Consider the following 25,644-nt stretch of genomic DNA (forward strand, 5'->3'; position numbering starts at 1 on the left):
TCGTGATACGAGTGCGTCAGACGGAGAGATAGCGGCGGACCGTGTCGCGGTCCTCCAGCATCTCGGGGGTGAGTTCGGTGACGATGCGCCCCTTGTCCATCACGTAGCAGCGATGGGCCATGGCGCGGATCATGTCGATGTTCTGTTCGACGAAGATCACCGTGAGACCGCTCTCCTGGTTGAGGCGCACCATGGTGCGGGCGATCTCCTGGACGATGGAGGGCTGGATGCCTTCGGAGGGTTCGTCGAGCAGCACCAGCTTGGGGTCTCCGATCAGCACCCGGGCGATGGAGAGTTGCTGCTGCTGGCCGCCGGAGAGGGTGCCGGCCCGCTGATTGCGGCGCTCTTCTAGAATCGGGAAGAACTCGAACACACGCTCATAGATACCGGGCGCGGGCGTGCCCAGGGACTCTCCGGCGCGCAGATTTTCCATCACCGTCATGCGCGGGAAGACATCGCGGCCCTGGGGCACGTAGCCGATGCCCCGGCGCGCCCGGCGGTGGGCGGAGAGCTTGGCGATCGGCTCGCCTTCGAGGAGCAACTCGCCGCGCTCGCAGGGCAGCAGGCCGATCAGGCTCTTCATCAGCGTCGACTTGCCCACCCCGTTGCGGCCGATCACCGCGACGATCTCGCCGCGCTTGACCTCGATGTCGATGCCCTGGAGCACCGGTTTGCTGTCGTAGCCCGTTTCAAGCTTGGCGGTCTTGAGAATGGTGTCAGTCATAGCCTTGCCCCAGATAGATGGCCGCCACCCGGTCGTCGTTGACGATCTCGTCGATGGTGCCCTGGGCGAACACCGCACCGAAGTGCAGCACCGTGACCCGCTGGGCGATCTGGCGCACGAAGGCCATGTCGTGCTCCACGGCGAGCACCGTCACCCCTTCGGCGTTGAGCGCCTGGACCATCTCGCCGGTGGCGAGGGTCTCGTCCGGTGTCATGCCCGCGGTGGGTTCGTCGAGCAGCAGCAGCTTGGGTCGTAGACTCACCGCCATGCCGATCTCCAGCCACTGCTTCTGGCCATGGCTCAGCGCGCCGGCCAGAGTGTCCGCCTGGGTCTTCAGATTGAGGAAGCTAAGCAGCCGCTCGATCTCGGCATCGAGCTCGTCGCCCTTGAGGCGCTTTTGCAGCGCGATCTCCAGGTTGTGGTGCACGCGCAGTTCCTTGAAGATGCCCGGCACCTGAAACTTGACGCTGATGCCGCGGCGGATGCGCGCGAAGGAGGGCTCCTTGGTGATCTCCTCGCCCTCGAACAGAATCCGCCCAGCGCTGGGCGTGTGCTCGCCCAGCATCAGCTTGAACAAGGTGCTCTTGCCGGCGCCGTTGGGGCCGATCAGACAATGGATCTCTCCGGGTGGCAGGGCGAAGTTCACGTCGTGGGTGACGTGCAGGCCGCCGAACCACTTATTGAGACCCTTGGTTTCAAGGATGGGGGGAGCAAGAACGGGAGCTTCCTGGCCAGGTATGGTCATTGGCGTGTCCCCTCGCCCTTTGGCTTGCGCCACAACCGGGCGCAGAAGTTCGCCAACCCCATGACGAGACCCTGGGGCGCCGCCAGCACGGTGACGACCAGCAGCGCGCCCATCAGCACCAGGGCGTACTGGCTGCCGTAGACGGTCAGCGCCTGGAAGCCGGCCAGCACCAGCAGGGTACCCACCAGGGCGGTGGTGATGTCGCCGCGACCGCCCACCGCGACCCAGACGATCGGCAGGGCGGCGGCGGTCATGCCCATGCTCGAGGGCGTGATGTACTGGCCCCAGGCGGTGTAGAGCGCGCCGCTCAGCCCCGCCAGCATGCTGGCGATGACGAAGGCGACGAGCTGGTAGCGGCGGATGTCGTAACCGAGCATCTCGGCCCGCTCCGGGTTGTCGCGCAGCGCCACCAGCACGTTGCCAAAGCGCGAGTTGAGCAGCACCCGCAATCCCAGATAGATCGCCACCAGCAGCGCCAGGGTGAGGTAGTAGAGCTGCACGTCCGGGTAGAGCACGATATCGTTGCCGAACCAGGGCAGGGTCAGCGGTGGCATGCCGCCCATGCCATTGAAGCCGTTGAGACGGGCGCTGCCCACCGTCCACTGCGGTCCGGCGGTCTGGGCCATGAAGCGCTCGCAGACCAGGGTGAAGGAGAGCGTCACGATGCCCAGGAAGACGCCGTTGATCCTGCCATAGAACAGGAAGTAGCCCAGCACCGCCGCCACCAGCCCGGCGACGCCCACCGCCAGCGCCAGGGAGATCAGGGTCAACCCGTAGGCCGCGCCCCAGTTGATGGTGAAGATGCCGTAGCAGTAACCGGCGATGCCGAAGAAGGCCACCTGGCCGAAGCTGAGGATGCCGCCATAGCCCCAGATCAGGCACAGCCCCAGGGCCATGAACACCCAATTGAAGAAGTAGATGTTGTTGCCCACGTCGTAGCCGTCGGCGAACAGCGGATAAGCGCAGGCGGCGACCAGCACCAGCAGGAAACCGCTCCAGAAGCCCTTGCCCTTGCCGAGGGTCTGCGGGCCTTCCAGGCGCTTATGGAACAGCGCTTTGTGAATCGATGAAGACACGTTCAACTCCTCTCTCGCAGCAGCCAGCCGGACAGACCGCGCGGCATCACCCGGATCATCACGATGGCGGTAAGCAGCAGGCCAATCTGGCCGGCCAACTGGCCGTACCAGGAAGTCAGCGCCGCCTTGATCACGCCAAGGATGGCCGCCGCCGGCGCGGTGCCCAGGAAGATGTCCGCCCCACCCACCACCACGGTGACGAAGGCTTCCACCAGGAAGGCGCTGCCCATGGTCGGCACCAGGGTCATGGTCGGCGCGTAGAGGCCGCCGGCGAGCCCGGCCAGCGCCGCGCCGAGGCCGAAGGTGAGGCTGTAGACAAAGCCAGTGTTGATGCCCAGCGCCTGGGCCATGTGCGGCACCTGAATGGTCGCCCGGGCGAGCACGCCGAAGCGGGTGCGGGTGAACAATAAATAGAGGCCAAGCAAGGTCGCCAGCGCCATGCCGATCAGCACCAGCCGGTACAGCGAGAAGGAGTAACCCCCCATGCTGAAGCTGCCCAGCGGCGTGCCGGTGCCGGGCAGGGTCGAACCGAGCACGATCAGGGTGCCCTGGGTGGCGATCATGCTGATGCCCCAGGTGGCGACGATGGTATCCAGTGGGCGGTGATAGAGATGACGGATCACTAGCCGTTCCAGGATCATCCCGACGAGGCCGGCCACCAGCGCACCGCTGAGTACCGCCAGCGGCAGTGGCAGGCCCATGCGCGCGGTAGTGGCGCACACATAGGCGCCGCAGAGAATGAATTCGCCATGGGCCAGGTTGATGACCCCCATCATGCCGAACACGATGGCCAGGCCGCAGGCCGCCAGCACCAGGAAGGCGAAGGCGTCCCCCGCCTGGTAGAGAAAGGCGAACAGGTCGCTTAGGAATGCCATGGGTTCGATTCCTGATCAGTTCGAGTGAAAGCGGAGCGGCGGCCGAGGCCACCGCTCCGCGAAACGCCCACTCAATCGCCTGGCGGCGGATTGGACGGGGTGTACTGGGTGGCGGGGTTGTCCTGGGTCAGGTCGCAACCGTTGTCACCCAACCAGTAGGGCTCCACGTCCTCCCAGACATGCGGGAAGCTGATGGAATGATCCTCCTCCACCCGGGCGAGGTAGATGGTGTGCGACATGTGCTGGCTCCTCGGGTCCAGGCACACCCGGCCGGAGGGGCCGTCGAAGCAGACATCGCCCTCGGCGATGATCTCGCGCAGCGTCTCGCGGTCGGTCTCGCCGTCGGCGCGCTCGACCATCTCCTTGTAGAGGTGGAGGGCAATGTAGGAGTTGGCCGCCTCCTGGTTGATATAGGGCTCGTCCGGAAACATCGCGCGGAAGCGCTCGACGAACTCCCGGCTCTCCGGGGTATCCACCTCCTCGATGTAGTTGGTGGTCACGTACATGTTGGCCAGGCTCGGCGGCGTGAAGCGCAGATGCTCGTAACCCTGGCCGACGTTCACCGAGGAGGCCATGGGCGTGCGCAGGTTGGCGGACATCGCCTGCTCGTAGTAGGAGGACTGGGCGGTGCCCACCAGCAGGGTGACGATGAAGTCCGGCTGGGCGCGCTGGATGTTCTGGATGGTCTGGGAGAACTGCGAGACGCCCAGCGGAATGAACTCCTCGCCGACCATCTCGCCGCCCTGTTCCTCGACGATCTCGCGCACCCACTCGGCGGAGATCTGGCCGAAGTTGTAGTCCGCGGCGATGGTGTAGACCCGGCCGCCGTAGTTCTCCATCATCCACGGCAGCAGGGTGGAGAACTGCTGCTCCGGCACCGCGCCGGTGACCACCATGTTGGCGTCGCACACGCCACCCTCGTACTGGTTATTGTAGAAGGCGAAGCCGTCGAACTGGCTGACGATGGGCCGATACGCCTCGCGGGAGGCGCTGGAGAAGCCGGCGAACACGGCGTCCACCTGGTCGCGTTGCAGCACGCGGCGCATGAATTCCTGGTAGCGGGTGTTGTCCGACTGGGTATCGTAGATCACCAGCTCCAGCGGTCGGCCGGCGATCCCGCCCGCCTCGTTGATCTCCTCGGCGGCCAGTTGGATGGCTCGTACCTTGCCGATGGTGGCCACGGCGAAGTCCCCGGATTGATCCTCCAGTACCCCGAGCTTGATGGGCTCTTCGGCCATCAGAGGAGAATTCAGGCCGAGCAGACCCATACCCATCACGATGGGTGTCAGTGATTTTTTCATCTTGGTGTCCTGCTAGTTGTGAGTTATTGGTTGGTCGCTATCGTTGATGTCGTCGATTCGAATGCCGATGGGACTAGCGGTTGGATTGGTATAGGTGATCATGAAAGCCGCACTCATCCAGCAGATGCTGGGAGTAATCCTCGATGTTCATGCGGTGCTTCATGCTCTCTTTTCTCAGCAATTCGTAGGCGGTTTCGTCATCTATGGAATTCACCTCCATCAGGTTGAGAATGGCCTTGACGAGCGCCTTTCGCTGGTGCCGCTTGCGCTCGTGCTTCTCGGCGTTCTTCTTGAGGGAGAAGCGCACCCGGTGCTCGTTGACGCCGAGAAACAGCGCCGAATAGACACAGGATCCATGCACCGGCTTTTTCAAAAAGCTGGTCGCCCCGGCATTGAGCAACGCCTTGAGGCGGCTGGGCGCCTCAAGCCCCACCAGGCCGATCAGCGGTACCGGCGGCAGTTGCGGCGTGGCGCTGTATGCCTCGCCCAGGGGCGAGGGCAGGTCACCATCCAGAAAGAGAATGTCCCGGTTGCGATCCAGTTCATTCAGCGAAATCACCGCACGATCGTCTCCCAGCGGCACGTACTCGACGTTCAGGCCCAACTTGACGAGCGTGCGTTCCAGGTGCTCGGTAGCGTAGCCCATCCTGCAGACCAGTAGTGCCCGGCGGTGGCTGAAGTTCTGGGTCATCCTAGACGTCATGACACAACCCTCAAATGCGGTTTCCTGGCCTTGGCGACCGCTTCGTGATGTACGTTCACCAAATAGGGGTCCGGGCGCACCGGCGAGGATGCTTCCTGGAGGATCTCGAAGCTGAAATCCTTGCGCGAACGGCCGATGCGCGGTGTTAGCCAGGCGTGATGATTCTCGGCGTCGAGCTTTACCGGACCCTGGGGCGCGGCGAAGGAGAGGTCGCGAACCGCCGCTTGTACCCGCTCCGGGTCGTTGTCGCCCACCCGGTTGATGCCCTTGGCGAGCAGAATGGTCGCCATGTAGGCCGCTTCCGCTTCCACCGAAGGTTCCGGTCCACGGGGAAACATGGCCCGATAGTCGCTCAGGAAGCGGCGATTTTCCGGCGTGCATACCGAAGTGAAATAGACGCTGGAGCTGATATGGCCATCGCAAGCGTCAGACCCGGTGCTTTGAAGGTCGGACTCGGAAAGGTTGCAACTTGCCACCGGATAATCGGCGACTTGGTCAATGCCTCTCCTGCGACAGGCCGTGCGCAATTTTCGGAAGAAGTCGTAGCTAGAGCTGCCGATCAAGGTGTTGAAGATGAAGTCTGGATTGGCCGCGATGATAGAGTCGATGACGTCGTCGCTGACCAGATCGCCGATGGGCAGGTACTTCTCGGCGATGATGTTGTCCTCGCCCTGACAGATGCCCTCGCGCAGGATACGGTTGCTCTCCCAGGCCCAGATATAGTTGGAGCCGATGCAGTAAGCGCGGTCACCGTAATGCTCGCGCATGTAGTCGATGAGTGGCGAAATGTGGTGATTGGGCGCGGCGCCGGTATAGATCACATGATCGGAAGTCTCGAATCCCTCATAATGGGTCGGATACCAGAGCAGCGCGTTGGACTTCTCCAGAAAGGGAATCACCTCCTTGCGGCTGATGGAGGTATAGCAGCCGACGATATGGCGGATTCCCGCCGCCATGAAGCGCTTGCTGCCCTCCACATAGCGGGCGATCTCCCCCGCCGGGTCGAGATGGGAAGGTTCTAGCTTGATGTGGAATTCCGTCGACGCCTTCACTTGGGCACAGGCCAGCAGGCAGCCGTTGAGAATCGACTCCCCTACGGCACCGTAGGGCCCTGTGGAGGAGATCAGAATACCGACTTGGTGTGACGGATGGCTCATGCGTTTCCCAAAGTTTCCAAGGTCGAGACCAAAAAAAAGCCCTCCGACACCGTATGGCGTCAAAGGGCTCTATTGCCGATATGTTCGATGGAATCCGCGCGGGTGGAGTCAAAGCATCGTTGCTTTCTCCCACGCTTTTTTTCAAGATGACAAGCTTGTTTGTGCTTGTCAACCCCATGAAATAGAGGAAATTATTTTAATCATTAATGCACCAAATTGAACGAAAAAAACCGGAGTTGCCCCAAAATGGAGTTTGATATTTCTCCCGTATCGCCGCGTTCCGCGACCGGATCGGTACCGGGCGCAAACTGGCGATACAAATCCTTGAATTCTTCGTGTTGCCGGTAGGCTGCATCACATCGCTCGACCCGTTCCCCACAGGCGTGGGGATGAACCGTCCCAAGACTGGGCGACCGGCGAGGGCGTGATCCGTTCCCCACAGGCGTGGGGATGAACCGGACGATCCCGGCACATGGACGTGCCTCTACCTCCGTTCCCCACAGGCGTGGGGATGAACCGTTCCTGCATTTGACCAGCCGTCGCCCGGCTAACCGTTCCCCACAGGCGTGGGGATGAACCGCCCGCTTATCGATGGCAGTCGAGAGCGGGCCACCGTTCCCCACAGGCGTGGGGATGAACCGTTCAATGTTTCCGTCATGCCCGACAGAGTATGCCGTTCCCCACAGGCGTGGGGATGAACCGGGAATCGAGTCATCGAACTCCTCGTAAGCAGGCCGTTCCCCACAGGCGTGGGGATGAACCGTTGATCTGGCCAGTGACCTTCTGCCCTGACTCCCGTTCCCCACAGGCGTGGGGATGAACCGAGTTGAGCAGATCGCTTATGCGAGTGGACAAACCGTTCCCCACAGGCGTGGGGATGAACCGATCGTGCACGGCTTGGAGTGTGGCCAGGTCATCCGTTCCCCACAGGCGTGGGGATGAACCGCTTGGTACTGGTCATCCACCTTCACCCCGGCCCCGTTCCCCACAGGCGTGGGGATGAACCGCCGATTGTGCTCACGGCGGCATGGATGGTGGTCCGTTCCCCACAGGCGTGGGGATGAACCGGCATGAGCGATCACAAGCGCTGCAAATGCGGCCCGTTCCCCACAGGCGTGGGGATGAACCGCTCGTGTCGAGCAACTGGATACAGGACGGCTGCCGTTCCCCACAGGCGTGGGGATGAACCGTCATACAACTCGACCTTGCCCGGTTGCGGGCTCCGTTCCCCACAGGCGTGGGGATGAACCGAGATGCTAGCCGATGCGGCAGAGCTCCAATCCCCGTTCCCCACAGGCGTGGGGATGAACCGCATCTGCTCGCGAGCTTGAGACGCGCGCAGCTCCGTTCCCCACAGGCGTGGGGATGAACCGCCCTAACCGCCGAGCTATTGGAGTTTGCCAAACCGTTCCCCACAGGCGTGGGGATGAACCGCTGCTGGCCGTCTACAACACCGGCTTTGGCGACCGTTCCCCACAGGCGTGGGGATGAACCGTAGACGCTATCCCATCAGAGGCGGCAAACGCCCCGTTCCCCACAGGCGTGGGGATGAACCGTCCTCGCTGCTGGGCGGCGCTGCCAGGCATGCCCGTTCCCCACAGGCGTGGGGATGAACCGTTGGAGTATGCACACAGAATTTCATTTGAAATCCGTTCCCCACAGGCGTGGGGATGAACCGCGGAGGAAATCGTACTGGATGTAGAGGATGGGCCGTTCCCCACAGGCGTGGGGATGAACCGTTCTCGAAACCTTCGGAGTTAAGGTAGCGTTTCCGTTCCCCACAGGCGTGGGGATGAACCGCCGACTCAGAAGCGCTTTCAGCGGCTTCAATTCCGTTCCCCACAGGCGTGGGGATGAACCGTTTCAAAGGTCTACGTGATTCCATGTGTGGATCCGTTCCCCACAGGCGTGGGGATGAACCGCAGCGGCGTTTGTTGCTGTAACCCCATTTCTACCGTTCCCCACAGGCGTGGGGATGAACCGCCACACCACCACCGAAGGAGCAGCACAGATGACCGTTCCCCACAGGCGTGGGGATGAACCGGTGAAGAGCACACCTACTTTACCATCTATCATGCCGTTCCCCACAGGCGTGGGGATGAACCGAACAGCATTTGATTGATGCTGCACAGGTTGACCCGTTCCCCACAGGCGTGGGGATGAACCGAGGACACCATGACCAAGATCATCAGCTTCGCCCCGTTCCCCACAGGCGTGGGGATGAACCGGCTACACGTACCGGGAAGACACCGACGAAAACCCGTTCCCCACAGGCGTGGGGATGAACCGCCGTTGAGTCCTTCGCAGCCGGCGGAGCCCCCCCGTTCCCCACAGGCGTGGGGATGAACCGGCCATCCAGAGGACTCTCGGGATACTGGAACCCCGTTCCCCACAGGCGTGGGGATGAACCGCCCGCTGCGTGCGGGCACATTTCGAATACTATCCGTTCCCCACAGGCGTGGGGATGAACCAATTAGTGTCGCAAATGTCGCGCACGCTTGCTGCCCGTTCCCCACAGGCGTGGGGATGAACCGGAGACGCAGGCATGAATAAATCCGGACACGGTCCGTTCCCCACAGGCGTGGGGATGAACCGATAGTACCAACGCAGCCGCGTACAATACGAAACCGTTCCCCACAGGCGTGGGGATGAACCGATGCGGCACGTAGCGGCATTAGTCACGCGGAGCCGTTCCCCACAGGCGTGGGGATGAACCGTTAATAACATGAGGAAGACCCTGACTATCACTCCGTTCCCCACAGGCGTGGGGATGAACCGCATACTGACTATGAGGGTCACTGGCCTCTTCGCCGTTCCCCACAGGCGTGGGGATGAACCGGCTGGCTTGGCAGGTGGTATTCAATCAAAGGACCGTTCCCCACAGGCGTGGGGATGAACCGGCTGCTATAGCAACTCTCACCGGGAACTCAATCCGTTCCCCACAGGCGTGGGGATGAACCGCCTGGGGGCCATGGCTGGTTGGTCTTAGTGATCCGTTCCCCACAGGCGTGGGGATGAACCGGGAGATGACCAGTGGAGCATAGATCACACGAGCCGTTCCCCACAGGCGTGGGGATGAACCGCCTTGCTCCATTGCAACGTAACCTTGGTAACTCCGTTCCCCACAGGCGTGGGGATGAACCGGCGAGGAGTAGAGCCAATGTCGACCCTTCCCACCTTTGCGCTAGTGTAAGCCGGAGAACTCTAATTGCGAATGCCGCTATTTTAGGGGAGGGTTACACGGGGTTCATGCAGCGTTTCCCCTATCGCTTAAATGCCACTACATTGCTTTCCGACCGATTTCGTCAGGCCCCGCGAATACCACGCCCCACCTTTCCCATATCTCGGCTTGCATTCTGTACCGCTTCCCCTTGTTGTAAGTACCGACCAATCTTGGAGGCACATGAGCCAGCATTGCGTCCACCAGCAGTGGATCAGCCATGAAGGTCTCGGTCCACAGGGTCGCAACAGAACGCCTAAGGTCATGCACGGTGAAGTATTCGAGGTGGTAGAGCGCCGCTTCAGCATCGGGCTCTTTTCTCGCCCTGCCCTGCAATCTGGCAATCGCTGTAGTGATCGTATCGTAGTGAATCGGTTTCTCGACATTACGGCTGGACGCGAAGACAAACTCGCTATTCGACAACTTTCGTTGCTCATCCAGTATTGCTAGCGCCTGGTTGGAAAGGTGTACCTTGTGTTCACGTGCACTCTTGGTTCTCGAAGCGTGGATGTGCCAGGTATCCTTCTTGATCTCATCCCAGCGCATAGATGCCACCTCAGCACGGCGTGCCCCGGTCAGGATCAACAGTCTGACTGCATTGGCAACCGACACGGAGCGCATCGCAGTGGAGGCCAACCCCACGGCGTCGCGGCTTTCGTTGATCACCTCCCAAAGCTCCATCAGTTCAGGCAGTTTCAGGTGGCGCTCACGTGGTTTGCCTGGCCTCGCCTTCACCTTGGCAGGCTTCAAACCAGCTGCCGGATTATCGCCGATCTGCTCGCGATCCTCGCAGTAGTCCAGCAGCTGCCGAAGTAGAGTGAGGCACTGCCGGGCCTCCTCTCTGGCCGAGCCGGCGATGTCCTCAAGCACCTCAATAAGCAAGCGGCGACTCATGTCCCGAACGTAAGCACCACCCAGCCGCTTCTCCAGGTGCAACCGCCACCGCCCCTTCTGCTTACGCACAGTGCGCTCGGTCGGTGGTAGCCCACCCCGTGCCGGGGCCGACGCATAAAAGTCGATCCACTTCTCAAAAGCTTCACCCATCGTCCAAGCCGCTTGGTTGGCGGCTTTGACGGCCTTGCGCTGCTTGCGGGGGTCGATACCCTGCCTGACGAGCTCAAAGGCTACTTTGTGGGATTGGCGAGCCTCGGCGAGGCTCATTTGGGGAAAGCTGCCGAGCTGATACTCCACCACCGTCTCGCCTTGGCGATAGCGGTAAATCCAGCGCTTCGCTTGCCTATCAGGGCGAGCTTCAAGGGCTAACCCACCGAGCTTGCCATTAGAAACGACTACCCGCGCCTTCGTCTTGCCCTCTGGAGCCTTGAAATTTTCGACTGCCTTGCTCGAGGTAAGTTTTTTTTTGGCCCGACTCACGCGTCTTGGACACCACTGCAAAATAGAGGATTCGGGAAGGGCTCGTCGCATCAGCATTGCCAGTGTTGCGGCTGTGCGTCTAACCAATTGCGATGCAAGCAAAGCCTGCCTTTCCTACTGATAGCATACAGCCGCTATGCTCCGCATGGTTATTGGCGCTCCGGCGAGGTTTTACGGATGACTCATTGACAAAAACGTCCGGCAATAGGAAACGGACCACCACCAACCTCTCAGCTGTCGCTCCCCTGTCCCATGCGGTAAATCAAGCTGTATTCTTCGCTAGAAAATGAAGGTAGAGAGGGTCAAATTCGCCCACTTCCTTCAACTTCTTCCAGTCAGGAACAGTTATCTGCTTTCTCATGGTTTGGATCAAGCCTTTGGAGCGAAGCGACTGAAGTATCCGGTTCATATGAACCATGGTTATGCCTGTCGCGTCAGCTAGCTCAATCTGAGTAACCGGTAGATCGAATGTATCTTCCTCAGCCAGCCCCACCGCCTTCAAACGAACTAGAAGCTCACAGAGCAAATGAGCAATCCGTTTGTAGGCCACGCGCTGGCTGTTATTCAACAGCCACTCGCGAAGGATCGATGCATGAATTAATGTTTCACGCCAGAACGCTGCAGTAAGTTGGGGATAGCGATCACAAATACTGCGCATGTCTTCATGCTGAATGAATCCGAGCAGGCAGGGGCTCATCGTTGCAATACTCATATCCAGAACCCTCAAGTGCAGGCTTTGTAGGTCCGGAATGTCGCCGGGAACATGTAGGGCCAAGATCTGCCGATTACCCTCGACGGTCATCTTGTAGACACAAGTGAAACCCTCCAGTATCAAGCAGCAAGATGATGGTTCATCACCAACACGAATAATTTCCTGGTTGGGCTTGAGGGCCCTTGTTTGAATCGGCAAGTCCTGGAGCGCTTGTTTTTCCTCGCTCGAGAGGGTAAATATCCTTTCCAGCTTGCGGATCATGAGCGTGTTGGGTGAATAAGAAAGTGCGGCCATGCTTAGGCTCCATAGCTAGCAGGACTGAAGCCCCTTGCAACAGTCTAGGGTGTGGACGATCTGTTTTTTTGCAGACTAATCATGCTTCATGATGAAATGCTTGGCTAGGTGGCGCTCGCGGATGCAGCTCAATGGCAAAGCCACGGTGTGCACATATGCGGGACTGCACCGGGCGCAGGGTGCCGCATGGCACTTGAGAAGCAACGCCCGAACGTCCCGCTACACGACGACGCGCTGGGACGAACTACCGATCGTCAGGATGCGATAGCAAGACAAAAGAAAGCCCGGCCGAAGCCGGGCTTTGATCATTGCATGTCCTTGCTTGCTCTCCACGAACATCCTGTCCGCGCGTCCTTGTTACCATCGAGCCTTCCGTGCTTGGTCTTCCCTGATGAGCAATCCTTGCTCTACAACCACACAATGACAGACATCCATCCGCTCTGTCTTAACGCAGGTTATCAACTGATGTACGAGATAACCGACAGTTTCGGTAGGACAACACCGCTGCAGTTGAAGAAGACTGCGCTGCGCCCCACGCTCTTCCAGATTGGGGCACTCCTGCTGCCAATCGGCGACTGCCTCCTGTCATGAACTCTTCACCGTTGTATGCAATAACACTCAGGTTATACCTTCTACAAAATTATTTGCCCTAACTTCTTCAAGAGTGTGTCATGCTGCCTGTCAATGCGACGCCCCAAGTGCCGTTCCGTGAGGCCGTGATGGTCTGGCTGCGCGTGGCCATGCTGAGCTTCGGCGGTCCCGCTGGCCAAATCGCGGTGATGCACCGCATCCTGGTCGAGGAAAAGAAATGGATCGGCGAGCGACGTTTCCTGCATGCGCTCAACTACTGCATGATGCTGCCGGGGCCGGAGGCGCAGCAGCTAGCCATCTACATCGGATGGCTGATGCATCGTACCAAAGGCGGTTTGGTGGCCGGCAGTCTCTTCGTACTGCCTGGCTTCATCGCCATCCTCGCGCTGAGTTACCTCTATGCCTCACTGGGCAATGTAGCCTTGGTCGAGGGGCTCTTCTTCGGTCTCAAGGCCGCGGTGCTGGCGGTGGTGCTCAATGCCGTGGTGCGAATCGGCAAGCGGGCGCTCAGTAATCGGATCATGCTGGGCCTGGCGGCGGCGGCCTTCGTGGCAATCTTCTTCTTTGAAGTGGCTTTCCCGTTGATCATCCTGAGTGCGGCCCTGCTGGGTTACTGGGGTGGCAAGCGCGGCATGGCGGCGTTTCAGGTAGGCAGTGGCCATGGAGATGGAAGCGACCAGGGCCTGAGCGACCGCGACTCGCTGCTAGGTGAGGGACTACCGGCCCATGCGCACCCCAATCGCAGCTGGTCACTGCGCATCTCGGCGACCTTCCTGCTGCTGTGGCTGGCTCCGGTGGCACTGCTGTTGGTTATGTTGGGTAGTGAGAACGTCTTCAGCCAGATCGCCACCTTCTTCAGTAAGATGGCGGTCGTCACCTTCGGTGGCGCCTATGCCGTGCTCGGCTACGTGACTCAGGAGGCAGTTCAGAACTACGGCTGGCTGGCCCCTGGAGAGATGCTCGATGGTCTGGGCATGGCCGAAACCACCCCAGGGCCGCTGATCCAGGTAGTGCAGTTCGCCGGCTTCATGGGCGCCTACCGCGAGGCCACTGGGTTAGACCCCATGCTGGCAGCAACGCTGGCGGCGGTGCTCACCACCTGGGTGACGTTCGTGCCCTGCTTTTTGTGGATCTTCTTGGGGGCGCCCTATGTGGAGCGTCTGCGCGACAACCGTGCCCTGAGTGCTGCGCTGTCCGCCATTACGGCCGCGGTAGTAGGCGTAATTCTCAACCTGGCGATCTGGTTCGGTATCCACGTAATCTTTGCTGAGGTTGAGGAGTGGCATTTTCTGGGAATTCGCCTGTTGATCCCGCATCTGGCCTCGCTGGATCTGCTTGCCCTATTGCTCTCCGCCGGGGCCATGATCGCCATCTTTCGCTTCAAGGTCGGCATGCTCAAGGTGCTGGGCGGCTGTGCGCTACTAGGAATCCTATTTACTCTGGCATTCTAGTTTCCACGATAAGTTCCGAGCTTCGCATACAAGGAAGAGGTAAAACCGAAGAAATACATGGGTTTGCAGATTTTAGCATATGGCAAAACTGCCATACACGTGCAGTGTCACGATATTGCTAACCGAGCCGCTTTCGTCAAGCCCTGCAACTCCTTTTCCAACCGTTCCCAGACGGTTTGCATCTTGCACCGTTTACCCTTGTTGTAGGTCGTATCGTTGTGGGCCTGCGAAGGCGAGCCGAACGCTCACCTGAACAGGCGACGCCTGCTGCTGAACATGGGGAAAGGGCTAGGTGGAGGTTCGAGGTTCGAGCGTCAACGTCATGCTTTGGTCCCGCGATCTACTTCGCACAGAATATGCTTGAGTCGCGTGGAGAAGGGATCGCCGGCAAGACATGCTTGGTGTCGGGAGCCGGCAACGTCGCTATTTATACCATCGAAAAACGCTATCAATTAGGGGCCATTCCGGTTTCTTGCTCCGACTCCCTTGGCATCATGCACAAGGCATCAATCTCGATACTCTCAAGCTGATCAAGGAAACAAAGCGGCAATCACTGAGCGAGTATGTCGAACATCACCCTGAGGCCGTATACATCGATACGCAGAGCTATCCTCGAGATGGACATGCGGTATGGCGTTTCAAGGCTCACCTCGCGTTTCCCTGCGCAACGCAGAATGAGTTCACCGAAGCCGATGCCGAGACCATGCTTGCCAATGGCATCTTCTGCATAAGTGAAGGCTCAAATATGTCATCGACCGCAAATGCAGTGGATCGCTTTCTTCACGCGGAGATTGCCTACGGCCCTGGCAAGGCGGCAAATGCGGGTGGCGTGGCCACAAGCCAGCTGGAGATGGCCCAGAACAGCAGCATGCAGCAGTGGTCTATGGAAAAGGTGGATACGAAGCTGCAAATGATCATGCGAGATATATACAAACGCTGCTCGACCACCTCGGAAGAATTTGGTCAGCCATACAACCTGGTTCTGGGAGCCAATATTGCCGGTTTCCGTAGAGTGGCTGACGCGATGATTGAACAAGGCGTTGTCTGAGTATTGGTTGGTGTTCATACAGCCTGAAGCTAAGAGCCCCCTTGGATTAGTCCTGATCCAAGGGGGTTCTAGGTTTGTATATCATGCCCCTAGCTCGTCAGCGTTTACGATGATGCCTTCCAGGCGGGATCATGCGCACACGAGCCTTGCGAGGCTTGCTTGCCAACGCCGAGCTCACATCGCTCGGTGCCTCTTTCGATGAAGGCTCAGGCGGTGCGTTGATCCACGCGAAAACCGGCAGGGAAAGATGCCAGTAAATAGCGCTGAGACGTAATACCAGAATAACGCCAATGGCCAACGCAATAGCCAGATAGGAGTGAATGGGCAGCCTCTCCAGAATGACATAGGTACAGGCACCGGCAATGGAGGCAGTCGCGTAGATTTCCTGACGCAGAACCATCGGCACACGACGTGCGAGTACGTCGCGCAACATGCCGCCCGCCACACCTGTCATCAGTCCCATCAGTACGGCAACAATGCCAGTATGACCCAGCAGCAAGGCCTTGTGTGCACCTAGAATGGTGAACAGGGCGAGACCGAAGGCGTCCAACACCGGCAGGTAAACGCGCGATATCCGATGGATATAATGAAAGCCACTGATCGAAAGGACTACCGTGGCGATGATCACCCATATATAGGTAGGGTCGGTCACCCAGAAGACAGGACTCACCCCGAGCAGCAGATCGCGTAGAGTGCCGCCGCCAATTGCCGTTACGGCCGCTAGCACCAGCATTCCGAACGGGTCCATCCGTGTACGGCAGGCCAGTATTACCCCCGAGAGCGCAAAAACCACTACACCAATCAAATCAAGCCAATAAACCCATCCTAGCAAAGCAAAGCTCCTCAATGACGTTACGAATCAAGCTTGGACTGCGCTCTAATAAGTTCAGTGCGTTTAACATATCGCTACTTTCGAGGTTTGATGATAGCTGTCAGTGAAACCGTGTGCAGTAGAAGAAGGCTCAAGACTGGCGCCACGCCAGGACTATCTCGCGCTACATACAAAGTCTCGGTTGCGGGTCCGACCACATCCGTTAGATTGAAGTGACCAGCTTGTCTCCATGAGGGCTCTCCTCAATCTCGACTTGCCAAGAAAAGTTGACATTAAGTTTCTTGCTGGGCCCGCCATGGGCGGCCTTGCTAATAGAGCACGTTGCCAATAATGGCCGCGAACAAGGACAATAACGAGCACGCCCATGACTCAACAGACCGTGCCCCCCATACGTCGCTTTCGCGGCAAGCCGAAAGGCCGTGACCTGGACCCCGTCAGCCTGGAAGCGTTGCGCTTGTTGCTCGGTGATGAGCGCAGGGATGAGACGCTGCGCCGCCGCGACCTGCTGATCGAACATCTGCATGCACTGCAGGACCGCTACGGCTACTTGTCGATGGAGAACCTGCGGGCGCTGGCCGCCTACATGAACCTGCCGATGGCGGCGGTATATGAAACCGCGACCTTTTACGCCCATTTCGATATCGTTCACGATGATCAATCGCCTCCCCCGGCGGTCACGATTCGCGTCTGCGATTCGCTCAGCTGCGAACTCGCCGGTGCCGCGACACTCAAGGCCCAACTGGACGCAGGCGTGGACCCGGCAAGAGCCCGGGTGATACGTGCCCCCTGCATGGGGCGCTGTGACATGGCGCCAGTGGTCGAGGTGGGGCATCGTCACCTCATGCATGCAACGACCAGGGGTGTCGAGGCCGTGCTGGATAGCGGCCACTTCCATCCTGAAGCGATAGACTGGCAGCGTCTGGACGCATACCGTGCGGAAGGGGGCTATCGTCTGCTTGCCCAATGCAGGCAGGGCGACGTGCGCATCGAGCAACTGTTACAGACACTTGAGGCTTCCAACCTGCGCGGCCTGGGTGGTGCCGGCTTTCCCACCTTCAGGAAATGGCAACTGGTGCGGCACGAGCCCGGCCCGCGCTATTGCGCCATCAATGCCGACGAGGGCGAGCCTGGCACCTTCAAGGATCGCTACTATCTCGAACGGGCACCGCACCGCTTTCTCGAAGGCGCCTTGATCAGCGCCTGGGCGATTGAGGCCGAGTCGCTCTATATCTATCTGCGCGACGAGTATCCCGGCCTGCACCGGGTACTGCGCCTCGCCATCGCCGAGCTGGAGAGCGCCGGGCTGGTCGAACCGGGCCATATCGTGATCCGCCGTGGCGCCGGTGCCTATATCTGCGGTGAAGAGTCAGCCATGCTCGAGTCGCTGGAGGGCAAGCCCGGCAAGCCGCGCCATCGTCCGCCCTATGTCGCCCAGAACGGCCTGTTCGGTCGCCCTACGCTGGTCAACAACGTCGAAACCGTCTACTGGATTCCCTTGATCTGGCAGCGTGGTGCCGAGTGGTTCGCCGGCCATGGCCGGCATGGCCGTGTGGGGCTGAGAAGCTTTTCGCTTTCCGGCCGCGTCAACCGGCCGGGTGTGCATCTGGCGCCGGCGGGCATCACCTTGAATGAGCTGATCGAGGAGTATGGTGGCGGCATGCAGGAGGACAGCCGCCTGCTGGCCTATCTACCGGGGGGCGCCTCGGGCGGCATCCTGCCCGCCTCGATGGCCGAGGTGCCGCTGGATTTCGATACCCTGCAGGAGCATGGCTGCTTTATCGGCTCGGCCGCGGTGATGGTGATCTCCGATCAGGATGACCTGCGCGCAGTCGCCACCAACCTGCTGGCATTCTTCGCCGACGAATCCTGCGGCCAGTGCACGCCGTGCCGAGTGGGTACCGAAAAGATGCTGACACTGCTTGAGCGCGACGAATGGAATGCCCATGAGCTGATCAGGCTGTCTCGAGTGATGATGGATGCCTCGATCTGCGGGCTGGGCCAGGCGGCCCCCAATCCGGTGATCGGCCTGCTCACCCATTTTCGCGATACGCTGGCGGCTCAGCACGTCATCGTCAAAAGCTAGGATCCTGCCGATGAACGCTACGTTTATTCCTCTCCCAGCCTTCCATATGACCCTTGACGGCATCGAGGTGGAGGCCTATCCCGGCGAGACCCTATGGCAGGTCGCCAAGCGTAATGGCGAGCGTATCCCCCACCTCTGCTACAAGGACGCGCCGGGTTACCGGGCCGATGGCAATTGCCGGGTGTGCATGGTCGAGATCGAGGGGGAGCGGGTGCTGGCGGCCAGTTGCCTGCGCGAAGCCGCCCCCGGCATGGTGGTCAGAAGCGCCAACTCCGAACGAGCCCATATGGCGCGCGAAACGGTAATGGAGCTGTTCATTGCCGATCACCCCGAGCGCGAGACGAGTCCCGACCGCAGCAGCCATTTCTGGGACATGGCCGACACGCTGGCGATCGATGCGACCGCCGTCAGAGTACGTCTGCCATCACGCGCCGAGCGTGACGCGTCCACCATGCATCATATCTCCCCTCGCAAGGACTCACTCACCGTCGACGCCACGCACAGCGCAATGCACGTCGACCTCGATGCCTGCATCGAGTGCACCCTGTGCGTACGTGCGTGCCGTGAAGTGCAGGTCAATGACGTGATCGGCATGGCGCATCGCGGTGCGGCCTCAAAGGTGGTGTTCGATTTCGATGACCCGATGGGCGAGAGCACCTGCGTGGCCTGTGGCGAGTGCGTGCAGGCCTGCCCCACCGGGGCGCTGATGCCGGCAACACTGATCGATGCTCAGGGCCGTGGCGATTCCAGAGCCGCCGATGAAACCGTCGATTCGGTATGCCCCTACTGCGGAGTGGGGTGCCAGCTGACCTACCATGTCAAGGACGCGCAGATCCTGTTCGTCGAGGGTCGCAACGGACCCTCGAATCAAAATCGCCTGTGCGTGAAGGGGCGCTTCGGTTTCGACTACTCACGCCATTCTGCGCGCCTGACCAGGCCACTACTGCGACGCGAAGGCGTACCGAAGGGGCTGGATCCGACCTTCGACCCAGCCAATCCCACCACGCATTTTCGTGAAGCGAGTTGGGAAGAGGCGCTGGACGTTGCCGCCACCGGGCTGGTAGCGCTCAAACAGCGCCACGGTCCCGATGCCCTGGCCGGCTTCGGCAGCGCCAAATGTTCCAATGAGGAGGCCTGGCTATTCCAGAAACTGGTACGCACCGGTTTCGGCTCCAATCACGTCGACCATTGCACCCGGCTATGCCATGCAAGCTCAGTGGCGGCGCTGATGGAGTGCATCGGCTCGGGAGCGGTGACCGCCTCTTTCATGCAGGCGCTGGAAGCCGATGTAGTGATCCTCACCGGCTGCAGCCCTGCGGTGAACCACCCGGTGGCCGCCACCTTCTTCAAGCAGGCCGCCAAACGCGGCACCAAACTGATCGTCATCGACCCACGTGGACAGGCCATGGGCGCGCATGCCCACAAGATGCTGCGCTTCACCCCAGGCAGCGACGTCTCGCTGTTCAATGCCATGCTCAATGTGATCGTCACCGAGCAGCTCTATGATCAGGCCTATATCGATGCCCATACCGAGGGCTTCGACGCGCTCAAGGCGCACGTCCGCGAGCTGACTCCTGAGGCAATGGCCGAGAGCTGCGGCGTCAGCGCCGAGGAGATTCGCGAGGTGGCCCGCGAGTACGCCAATGCCGACAGGGCAATGATCTTCTGGGGCATGGGAATCTCGCAGCACACCCACGGTACCGACAATGCCCGCTGCCTGATCTCGCTGGCGCTGGCCTGCGGCCATACCGGCCGCCCCGGCACCGGTCTGCATCCACTGCGTGGACAGAACAACGTACAGGGCGCCTCGGATGCCGGCCTCATCCCCATGGTCATGCCGGACTACCAGCCAGTCTCGGACGAGCAGGTGCGCAGCGCCTTCGAGGAGCTCTGGAACACCCCGCGGCTCAGCGCCACGCCCGGCCTTACCGTGGTCGAGATCATGGACGCCATCGCCGCGGGCACTATTCGGGGCATGTACATCCTGGGCGAGAACCCGGCGATGTCCGACCCCGACCTCGACCATGCCCGTGCCGCCCTGGCCAAGCTCGAGCACTTGATGGTACAGGACTTGTTCGTCACCGAGACGGCACAGTTCGCCGATATCATCCTGCCGGCGTCCGCCTGGCCCGAGAAGGATGGCACTGTCACCAATACCAACCGGCAGGTGCAGATGGGACGCGCCGCCATCCCGCTTCCCGGCGATGCCAAGCCCGACTGGTGGATCATTCAGGAGATCGCCCGACGCTTCGGCCTGGCGTGGGATTATGCTCACCCACGCGAGGTCTTCGCCGAGATGACACGTGGCATGCCATCGCTTGACCATATCACCTGGGAGCGGGTCGAGTGCGAGAACTCGGTGACCTATCCATGCCCGGCGGATGACACCCCTGGGTTCGACATCGTGTTTTCGGACGCCTTTCCCACCCTCTCAGGCAAGGCGCGGTTCTCCACCACGCTGCCCCTGCCGCCGGATGAGCCGATCGACGCCGCCTACCCCGTCGTGCTTACCACCGGGCGCCAGCTCGAGCACTGGCATACCGGCTCGATGACGCGCCGGGCACGGGTGCTGGATATCCTCGAACCCGAGGCCGTGGCCAGCCTTGCCCCGGGCGAGCTCCGCCGGCTGGACGTCCTGCCCGGCGAGATGATCACCATCACCACCCGGCGAGGCAGCATTACGCTGAAGAGTCGCACCGACCCGCTGATGCCGGAGGGCATGGTCTTCGTGCCCTTCTGTTACGCCGAAGCGGCAGCGAATATCCTCACCAACCCGGCGCTGGACCCCTTTGGCAAGATTCCCGAGTTCAAGTATGCGGCATGCCGCCTGGCACGGGCGAAAACGGCAGACATCGAGGCGACCTGAACCCGAGCTAGCGATGAGCTATGGATGAGATAGGGATGAGCGACTTATGAATAACCACCATGCATTCGCCAGGCTGACAGCGGCGCTGGCCCTGATGGCCTCACCCCTGGCCATGGCCAACGACTACCCCACCGAGACCCGGGTCGATTACGTGCTGGGCTGCATGGCGGCCAATGGCCAGAACTACCTGGTCATGCAGAAGTGCGCCTGCAGTATCGACACCATCGCCGAGCTGATGCCCTATGCCGATTACGAGGCGGTGGAGACCGTCATGCGCATGAACGACCAGCGCGGCGAGCTCGGCATGCTGTTTCGTACCGAGCGCAGCATGCAGGACCAGCTCCGTCACTTCCGCAGCGTTCAGGCGGAAGCCGACCTGCGCTGCTTCTAGCATGCGATGCGTTGGCACTCTGACCGCGATAGGCTTGCTGTTCGGTCTGGCGAGCGCCTCCTGGGCCCAGAGCGAAGCCGCGCTCAAGCAGGGGGAGCGCATCTTTCGTCAGCAGTGCTCCGGTTGTCACGTACTCTCACCCGGCATACACCGGGCCGGGCCCAGCCTCTATCAACTGATGGGGCGCCCCGCCGGCAGCGTGGAAGACTTCGCCTATTCGGCAGCCTTCGACAACGCCGCGTTCAACTGGACACCGGAGATGCTCGATGCCTTTCTCGCCGATCCCGATGCGCTGCTGCCCGGCAATTTGATGGTGCTGTGGGGGTTGGCGCCGGGGTTACGCGCACCGCTGATCGACTATCTCCAGCACGCCGCAGAAAACGCTCCCTGAACTCGCTTACTCACCTCCCCCTCCCTTGCGCGCCATCATGCCCCGAGCCGGGTTGTAGCCGACGATCGCCAATCCCAGTAGCACTGCTGCCGTGATCAGGGTAATCAATGTCGCCTCGGGGTTGAGCTGTTCATAGAGCGCGAAGCGGATCATCTCCACCGCATGGGTGAAGGGGTTGAGGGCAGCGATCTGATAGACCGCATAGCTCCCCTCACGGATGCGCCATAGCGGATAGAGCGCCGAGGAGAGAAAGAACATCGGGAAGATCACGAAATTCATGATGCCGGCGAAATTCTCCAGTTGACGCACGAACGTCGACAGCAGCATGCCAAGGGCACCCACCATGAACCCCGTGACCACCAGCGCCGGCAGGATCCATAGATACCCCATCGCTGGCGCCTGAACGCCATAGAGCCAGGCGATCAGCAGAAAGACATAGACCTGAGCGATGGAGACCAATGTACCCGCCAGCAATTTGCACACCAGCAGGTACCAGCGCGGAAAGGGACTGACCAGCAGCACCCGCATGCTGCCCATCTCGCGGTCGTAGACCATCGAGAGCGAGCTTTGCATGCCATTGAATAGCTGGATCATGCCCACCAGTCCCGGCACGATGTAGACCTCGTAGAGAATGTAGGTCTGATAGGGCTCGGTCATGGCCACCCCGAGCGCCATGCGAAACCCGGCGGCAAATACCAGCAGCCAGACCAGCGGTCGTACCAGTGCCGCAATGAAGCGCGAGCGCTGATGAACGAAACGCAGCAGCTCACGTCCCACCACACCGTTCATGCAGTGCAGATAGCGCGCAACGCTCATGCCTGCCCCCCTCCGGTCAACTGGTCGAAGGCCTCCGCCATCGAAGCGGTGGCGCTCTTGGCCACGACGTTTTCGACCACATCGTTGGCAAGCACGCGCCCCTGCTCGAGCACGATTACCCGATCGCCGGGCTGCACCTCGTCGATCAAATGGGTCGCCCACAGCACCGCCACCCCCTCTTCACGACACAAGCGATGGGCATGCGCCACCAGCGCGCGCCGCGCCGCGCTATCCAGACCAACCGTTGCCTCGTCGAGCAGCAGCAGGCGTGGGCGGTGCAGAAGACCGCGAGCGATCTCCACGCGCCGCCGCTGCCCTCCCGATAGCTGCCGCACTCGCGTTCGCAGATGCTCTGTCATGCCGACCCTGGCCGCCTGTTCGGCAGCACGCTCAAGCCCCACACGGCGGGACATGCCATGCAGCGCCGCGTGATAGGTCAGGTTCTGGCGCACCGTAAGGTCCAGATCCAACGTCGGTTGTTGAAAGACCACTCCCATCTGGGCGTGCGCCTTGACCGCATCATCGCGCAGATCGAAGCCACCGACGCGGATCTCGCCCTGGCGGCGGTCGTAAAGTCGGGTGATCAGCGAGAAAAGCGTGGTCTTGCCGGCGCCGTTGGGGCCCAGCAACACGGCGAACTCGCCCGCAGCAAGCCGCAGGGAGACGCTCTCCAGCACCGGCTTGCCGCTATAGCTGAAGCTCAGGTTCTCGATGACCAGCGCGACCGGCGCATCCTCTCGGGCTATCGCTCCCGGATCGCTCACGGCTCGACGATCACCCCCCAGGGGAAGCGCCCCACCGGTATCGAGCGCAGCGCCCGGCGGTTTGCCACGTCGATCACCGTGACATCGCCACTCACTCCGTTAGTGGTATAGAGCCGGCTCTCGTCACCGTTCAGGGCCAGATGCCAGACGCGCTGCCCCACCAGAATGTAGTCGAGCACCTCATAGGTTTGCTGGTCGACGACCGCCACGCGATTCGAGGGGCCGAGTGCCACGAAGCCGTAGCGACCATCACGGGTCAACGCCACGCCCACCGCCTGGACGGTCTCCCGTGGTACGCCGGGCACGTCGAAGCGGATGGTATGCTCGACATCGAAGCTATCGACCATGTCGAGAATCGACACGGTGGCGGCGATCTCCGCCGAGACCCAGGCCTTGCGCCCGTCATGAGTGAACTCGGCATGCCGCGGACGCGCCCCGACCAGGCGGTGATGGACGGCCTCCATCGCCTCGGCGTCGATGATGTGCGCCATGTTGGAGGTCTCGGTCGTGGCGATCAGCCAGCGGCCATCGGGGCTGATCCCAAGCCCCTCGGGCTCGACGCCTACCGGGATCTCAGTCACCAGCGTGCGGCGCTCGTAATCGAGCACCGAGACGATGTTGTCATCCTCGTTCGAGACATAGATGTAGGGGCGGTTGGGATCGACCCGAATGACCTCGGGATCATCGCCGGAGGATTGGCTGCGTACCACCTGCAGCGTCTCGAGATCGATCATGTCGATGGACTCATCGTCGCCCACAGCAACGAACAGCTCGCTGCCATCGCTGCTGAACGCCATGGCCCGCGGGCGCCGCCCCACACTGATCGTCTCCACCACTTCCAGGCTCTGCCCATCGATGACCGAGATCGTATTGTCCTTCTCGTTGCTGACGAAGATGCGCTCGGCATGCGCCGCGAGTGGCATTGCCAGCAGCGTCCCCAAGACGGTTCCCAAGGCGGCTTTACCGGTCAATGACGTGATAATTGGTGTTAGAAGCGACATTGCGATTCCCCCTCATCGGCACCCAAGGCGTCAAGCGGGGTGCGTGGATGCAGATAGCCCTCCTGAGGAGAGACCGACGCCACCATGCGTGGCCCAGCAATCAGAATCGGCTGGCGAAGCTGGTGATTCCAGGTGCGGTAACTCACCGGGAAGCCCAAATAACCCGCCAGCTCGAACTCGTCACTGAGCATGTAATCGATGATCGCATCACGCTCGACCGAGCCGGTCCTGTTGGCGGCCTCCCCAAGCGAGCGCACCGCCAGCCAGGCGCCGAAATCCTGGGGCGTCATCCAGCGATCAGCGACTTTCTCGAAGCGCCGCTGCAGCTGCACCGCACCCCAAGACTCGTGCGAGCGGTGCCAGGCGGTGGCCATCAATCCCTGAGTACCCACCACGGGCCTGGGTAGCCAGGTCTGGAAGGGAAAGTACTCGCCGAAATAGTCAGTCTCATCGGCGATCACCAATACGTCATGATCGGGGAGCTCCTGCACGAAGACCGGGATTTCCCGCTGGATGGTATGAAAGCCGCCCTCGGCACGCCGCGCCATGGGATCATAGGGCCACATGGCCTCGCCGACGATGCGGTGCCCATAGCGCGCAGCGGAGGCACGCAGTGTCTCGGCCAGCAGGCGATCCTCGTCGGTATTGCCATACACCAGCGCCCAGCGGTCCCATTGCTTGAAGCCCAGGAACTGGGCCAGGGCATCGGCCTGCATGCGCCGACTGGGTACGCTGTGGAACAGTTGGGGGTGGCACGCCTCGCCGCGCAGGACATCATCAGGCGCGGCGGCATTGAATACCACCCGCTCGCCAAGGTCGGGGTGCTGCATCAGCTGCTGCAACGACTCACCATCCAGACCACTGATGATCCAGTCGGCGCCTTGCTCGATCAGCGACCCGAGTCCGACCCCGACATCCCCGCCAGGGTCGATAGTGACCTCGACCAGCACGAACTCCTGGCCGAGAAACTGCCCGGTGGCATTGTTATCGTTGATGGCCAGCCGAGCGCCCTGCAGGCCTTCGCCATCGAGCACCGGGTCGAGCACCGAGAGTGGCTCCAGGTCGTCGGGGCGCTCCATTCCCAGGTAGCCCAGGGTCAGGGTGACACTCTGCGCCTGAAGCGATCCCGCCCACCCCAGTACCCCCACCACCGCTCCGACCATCAACCAGCGCGTCATGGGGTGCCGGCGCTCTTTGCAATGCGTGTTCTTGTAGTAATGAAGCATCGT

At 61.0% G+C, this 25,644-nt stretch carries 21 protein-coding genes, 2 pseudogenes and 1 CRISPR repeat array; of the genes and pseudogenes, 9 read left to right on the forward strand and 14 right to left on the reverse strand.

Annotated features, from left to right (window positions below):
• Positions 1-16: 16 nt before the first annotated feature.
• The 7 genes from HJD22_RS01085 to HJD22_RS01115 form a co-directional block, all read right to left on the reverse strand.
• A complete protein-coding gene (locus HJD22_RS01085) occupies positions 17-724 on the reverse strand; it encodes an ABC transporter ATP-binding protein (RefSeq protein WP_208653695.1) in 708 nt (235 codons plus the stop codon).
• Positions 717-1,469, reverse strand: a complete 753-nt coding sequence (locus HJD22_RS01090; RefSeq protein ID WP_208653694.1) for an ABC transporter ATP-binding protein — start codon at positions 1,467-1,469, stop codon at positions 717-719. Before HJD22_RS01090 ends, HJD22_RS01085 begins: the two co-directional genes overlap by 8 nt.
• Positions 1,466-2,545, reverse strand: a complete 1,080-nt coding sequence (locus tag HJD22_RS01095; protein WP_217267794.1) for a hypothetical protein — start codon at positions 2,543-2,545, stop codon at positions 1,466-1,468. The genes HJD22_RS01090 and HJD22_RS01095 overlap by 4 nt, the downstream gene beginning before the upstream one ends.
• A 2-nt stretch (positions 2,546-2,547) precedes the next feature.
• On the reverse strand, positions 2,548-3,420 hold the full coding sequence (locus HJD22_RS01100) for a branched-chain amino acid ABC transporter permease (protein WP_208653693.1): 873 nt from the start codon (positions 3,418-3,420) through the stop codon (positions 2,548-2,550).
• 71 nt (positions 3,421-3,491) lie between these two features.
• Complete coding sequence (locus tag HJD22_RS01105; RefSeq protein WP_217267795.1) at positions 3,492-4,721, reverse strand: urea ABC transporter substrate-binding protein; 1,230 nt, start codon at positions 4,719-4,721, stop codon at positions 3,492-3,494.
• Positions 4,722-4,794: 73 nt separating this feature from the next.
• Complete coding sequence (locus HJD22_RS01110) at positions 4,795-5,424, reverse strand: ANTAR domain-containing response regulator (RefSeq protein WP_208653692.1); 630 nt, start codon at positions 5,422-5,424, stop codon at positions 4,795-4,797.
• Complete coding sequence (locus tag HJD22_RS01115) at positions 5,421-6,581, reverse strand: transporter substrate-binding domain-containing protein (protein ID WP_208653691.1); 1,161 nt, start codon at positions 6,579-6,581, stop codon at positions 5,421-5,423. The genes HJD22_RS01110 and HJD22_RS01115 overlap by 4 nt, the downstream gene beginning before the upstream one ends.
• Positions 6,582-6,850: 269 nt before the next feature.
• Between HJD22_RS01115 and HJD22_RS18050 the strand changes: the two are divergent.
• Positions 6,851-6,910 (forward strand): annotated as a pseudogene (locus HJD22_RS18050) (SelB C-terminal domain-containing protein); the annotation flags it as partial.
• A 39-nt stretch (positions 6,911-6,949) separates the two neighbouring features.
• Positions 6,950-9,725: direct repeats of the CRISPR family, unit length 29 nt; unit sequence CCGTTCCCCACAGGCGTGGGGATGAACCG.
• Positions 9,726-9,861: 136 nt separating this feature from the next.
• Here the strand turns inward: HJD22_RS18050 and HJD22_RS01125 are convergent.
• Positions 9,862-11,175 (reverse strand): site-specific integrase, encoded by a 1,314-nt coding sequence (locus tag HJD22_RS01125; RefSeq protein WP_208656607.1) that lies wholly within the window; start codon positions 11,173-11,175, stop codon positions 9,862-9,864.
• 262 nt (positions 11,176-11,437) lie between these two features.
• The gene (locus HJD22_RS01130) at positions 11,438-12,181 is read right to left on the reverse strand and encodes a Crp/Fnr family transcriptional regulator (RefSeq protein WP_208656608.1); all 744 of its coding nucleotides are present in this window, start codon (positions 12,179-12,181) and stop codon (positions 11,438-11,440) included.
• A gap of 91 nt (positions 12,182-12,272) precedes the next feature.
• Between HJD22_RS01130 and HJD22_RS18055 the strand changes: the two genes are divergently transcribed.
• From HJD22_RS18055 to HJD22_RS01145, 4 genes and pseudogenes are all read left to right on the forward strand, one after another.
• A complete protein-coding gene (locus HJD22_RS18055; RefSeq protein ID WP_367947663.1) occupies positions 12,273-12,449 on the forward strand; it encodes a DUF4113 domain-containing protein in 177 nt (58 codons plus the stop codon).
• Complete coding sequence (locus HJD22_RS17735; protein ID WP_248730047.1) at positions 12,368-12,772, forward strand: hypothetical protein; 405 nt, start codon at positions 12,368-12,370, stop codon at positions 12,770-12,772. Before HJD22_RS18055 ends, HJD22_RS17735 begins: the two co-directional genes overlap by 82 nt.
• An 80-nt stretch (positions 12,773-12,852) precedes the next feature.
• On the forward strand, positions 12,853-14,223 hold the full coding sequence (gene chrA, locus HJD22_RS01140) for a chromate efflux transporter (RefSeq protein ID WP_208656610.1): 1,371 nt from the start codon (positions 12,853-12,855) through the stop codon (positions 14,221-14,223).
• A 356-nt stretch (positions 14,224-14,579) separates the two neighbouring features.
• Positions 14,580-15,271 (forward strand): annotated as a pseudogene (locus tag HJD22_RS01145) (hypothetical protein).
• 97 nt (positions 15,272-15,368) lie between these two features.
• Here HJD22_RS01145 and HJD22_RS01150 read toward each other — a convergent pair.
• Positions 15,369-16,103: a trimeric intracellular cation channel family protein gene (locus tag HJD22_RS01150; RefSeq protein WP_208656611.1), complete on the reverse strand. Its 735-nt coding sequence runs from the start codon at positions 16,101-16,103 to the stop codon at positions 15,369-15,371.
• 364 nt (positions 16,104-16,467) lie between these two features.
• Here HJD22_RS01150 and HJD22_RS01155 point away from each other — a divergent pair, with 364 nt between their 5' ends.
• Genes HJD22_RS01155 through HJD22_RS01170 form a run of 4 tightly spaced genes read left to right on the forward strand, consistent with a single transcriptional unit; the run spans position 16,468 to position 21,834 of the window.
• Positions 16,468-18,186 carry an NADH-ubiquinone oxidoreductase-F iron-sulfur binding region domain-containing protein gene (locus HJD22_RS01155; protein ID WP_208656612.1) on the forward strand — a complete coding sequence of 573 codons (1,719 nt, stop codon included), beginning with the start codon at positions 16,468-16,470 and terminating at the stop codon, positions 18,184-18,186.
• Positions 18,187-18,196: 10 nt separating this feature from the next.
• The gene (gene fdhF, locus HJD22_RS01160; protein WP_208656613.1) at positions 18,197-21,052 is read left to right on the forward strand and encodes a formate dehydrogenase subunit alpha; all 2,856 of its coding nucleotides are present in this window, start codon (positions 18,197-18,199) and stop codon (positions 21,050-21,052) included.
• Between the two features lie 46 nt (positions 21,053-21,098).
• A complete protein-coding gene (locus HJD22_RS01165) occupies positions 21,099-21,443 on the forward strand; it encodes a hypothetical protein (protein ID WP_208656614.1) in 345 nt (114 codons plus the stop codon).
• 34 nt (positions 21,444-21,477) lie between these two features.
• The gene (locus HJD22_RS01170; protein WP_208657037.1) at positions 21,478-21,834 is read left to right on the forward strand and encodes a cytochrome c family protein; all 357 of its coding nucleotides are present in this window, start codon (positions 21,478-21,480) and stop codon (positions 21,832-21,834) included.
• 6 nt (positions 21,835-21,840) lie between these two features.
• On the opposite strand, the gene HJD22_RS01175 is transcribed toward HJD22_RS01170, so the two are convergent.
• Genes HJD22_RS01175 through HJD22_RS01190 form a run of 4 tightly spaced genes read right to left on the reverse strand, consistent with a single transcriptional unit; the run spans position 21,841 to position 25,641 of the window.
• A complete protein-coding gene (locus tag HJD22_RS01175; RefSeq protein ID WP_208656616.1) occupies positions 21,841-22,650 on the reverse strand; it encodes an ABC transporter permease in 810 nt (269 codons plus the stop codon).
• The gene (locus HJD22_RS01180; protein WP_217267796.1) at positions 22,647-23,414 is read right to left on the reverse strand and encodes an ATP-binding cassette domain-containing protein; all 768 of its coding nucleotides are present in this window, start codon (positions 23,412-23,414) and stop codon (positions 22,647-22,649) included. Before HJD22_RS01180 ends, HJD22_RS01175 begins: the two co-directional genes overlap by 4 nt.
• Positions 23,411-24,415 (reverse strand): PQQ-dependent catabolism-associated beta-propeller protein, encoded by a 1,005-nt coding sequence (locus HJD22_RS01185; protein WP_208656617.1) that lies wholly within the window; start codon positions 24,413-24,415, stop codon positions 23,411-23,413. The genes HJD22_RS01180 and HJD22_RS01185 overlap by 4 nt, the downstream gene beginning before the upstream one ends.
• A complete protein-coding gene (locus HJD22_RS01190) occupies positions 24,403-25,641 on the reverse strand; it encodes an ABC transporter substrate-binding protein (protein WP_248730048.1) in 1,239 nt (412 codons plus the stop codon). Before HJD22_RS01190 ends, HJD22_RS01185 begins: the two co-directional genes overlap by 13 nt.
• Positions 25,642-25,644: the final 3 nt, after the last annotated feature.

It is taken from the genome of Halomonas sp. TA22, assembly GCF_013009075.1.
In the GTDB taxonomy this organism is placed as follows: Bacteria; Pseudomonadota; Gammaproteobacteria; order Pseudomonadales; family Halomonadaceae; genus TA22.

Bases quoted from the DNA above. Each gene is read 5' to 3' on its own strand.
- HJD22_RS01085 (WP_208653695.1), bottom strand. From the start codon at position 724: ATGACTGACACCATTCTCAAGACCGCCAAGCTTGAAACGGGCTACGAC.
- HJD22_RS01090 (WP_208653694.1), bottom strand. From the start codon at position 1,469: ATGACCATACCTGGCCAGGAAGCTCCCGTTCTTGCTCCCCCCATCCTT.
- HJD22_RS01100 (WP_208653693.1), bottom strand. From the start codon at position 3,420: ATGGCATTCCTAAGCGACCTGTTCGCCTTTCTCTACCAGGCGGGGGAC.
- HJD22_RS01105 (WP_217267795.1), bottom strand. From the start codon at position 4,721: ATGAAAAAATCACTGACACCCATCGTGATGGGTATGGGTCTGCTCGGC.
- HJD22_RS01110 (WP_208653692.1), bottom strand. From the start codon at position 5,424: ATGACGTCTAGGATGACCCAGAACTTCAGCCACCGCCGGGCACTACTG.
- HJD22_RS01115 (WP_208653691.1), bottom strand. From the start codon at position 6,581: ATGAGCCATCCGTCACACCAAGTCGGTATTCTGATCTCCTCCACAGGG.
- HJD22_RS01130 (WP_208656608.1), bottom strand. From the start codon at position 12,181: ATGGCCGCACTTTCTTATTCACCCAACACGCTCATGATCCGCAAGCTG.
- HJD22_RS18055 (WP_367947663.1), top strand. From the start codon at position 12,273: ATGAAATGCTTGGCTAGGTGGCGCTCGCGGATGCAGCTCAATGGCAAA.
- HJD22_RS17735 (WP_248730047.1), top strand. From the start codon at position 12,368: ATGGCACTTGAGAAGCAACGCCCGAACGTCCCGCTACACGACGACGCG.
- chrA (WP_208656610.1), top strand. From the start codon at position 12,853: ATGCTGCCTGTCAATGCGACGCCCCAAGTGCCGTTCCGTGAGGCCGTG.
- HJD22_RS01155 (WP_208656612.1), top strand. From the start codon at position 16,468: ATGACTCAACAGACCGTGCCCCCCATACGTCGCTTTCGCGGCAAGCCG.
- fdhF (WP_208656613.1), top strand. From the start codon at position 18,197: ATGAACGCTACGTTTATTCCTCTCCCAGCCTTCCATATGACCCTTGAC.
- HJD22_RS01165 (WP_208656614.1), top strand. From the start codon at position 21,099: ATGAATAACCACCATGCATTCGCCAGGCTGACAGCGGCGCTGGCCCTG.
- HJD22_RS01175 (WP_208656616.1), bottom strand. From the start codon at position 22,650: ATGAGCGTTGCGCGCTATCTGCACTGCATGAACGGTGTGGTGGGACGT.
- HJD22_RS01185 (WP_208656617.1), bottom strand. From the start codon at position 24,415: ATGTCGCTTCTAACACCAATTATCACGTCATTGACCGGTAAAGCCGCC.
- HJD22_RS01190 (WP_248730048.1), bottom strand. From the start codon at position 25,641: ATGCTTCATTACTACAAGAACACGCATTGCAAAGAGCGCCGGCACCCC.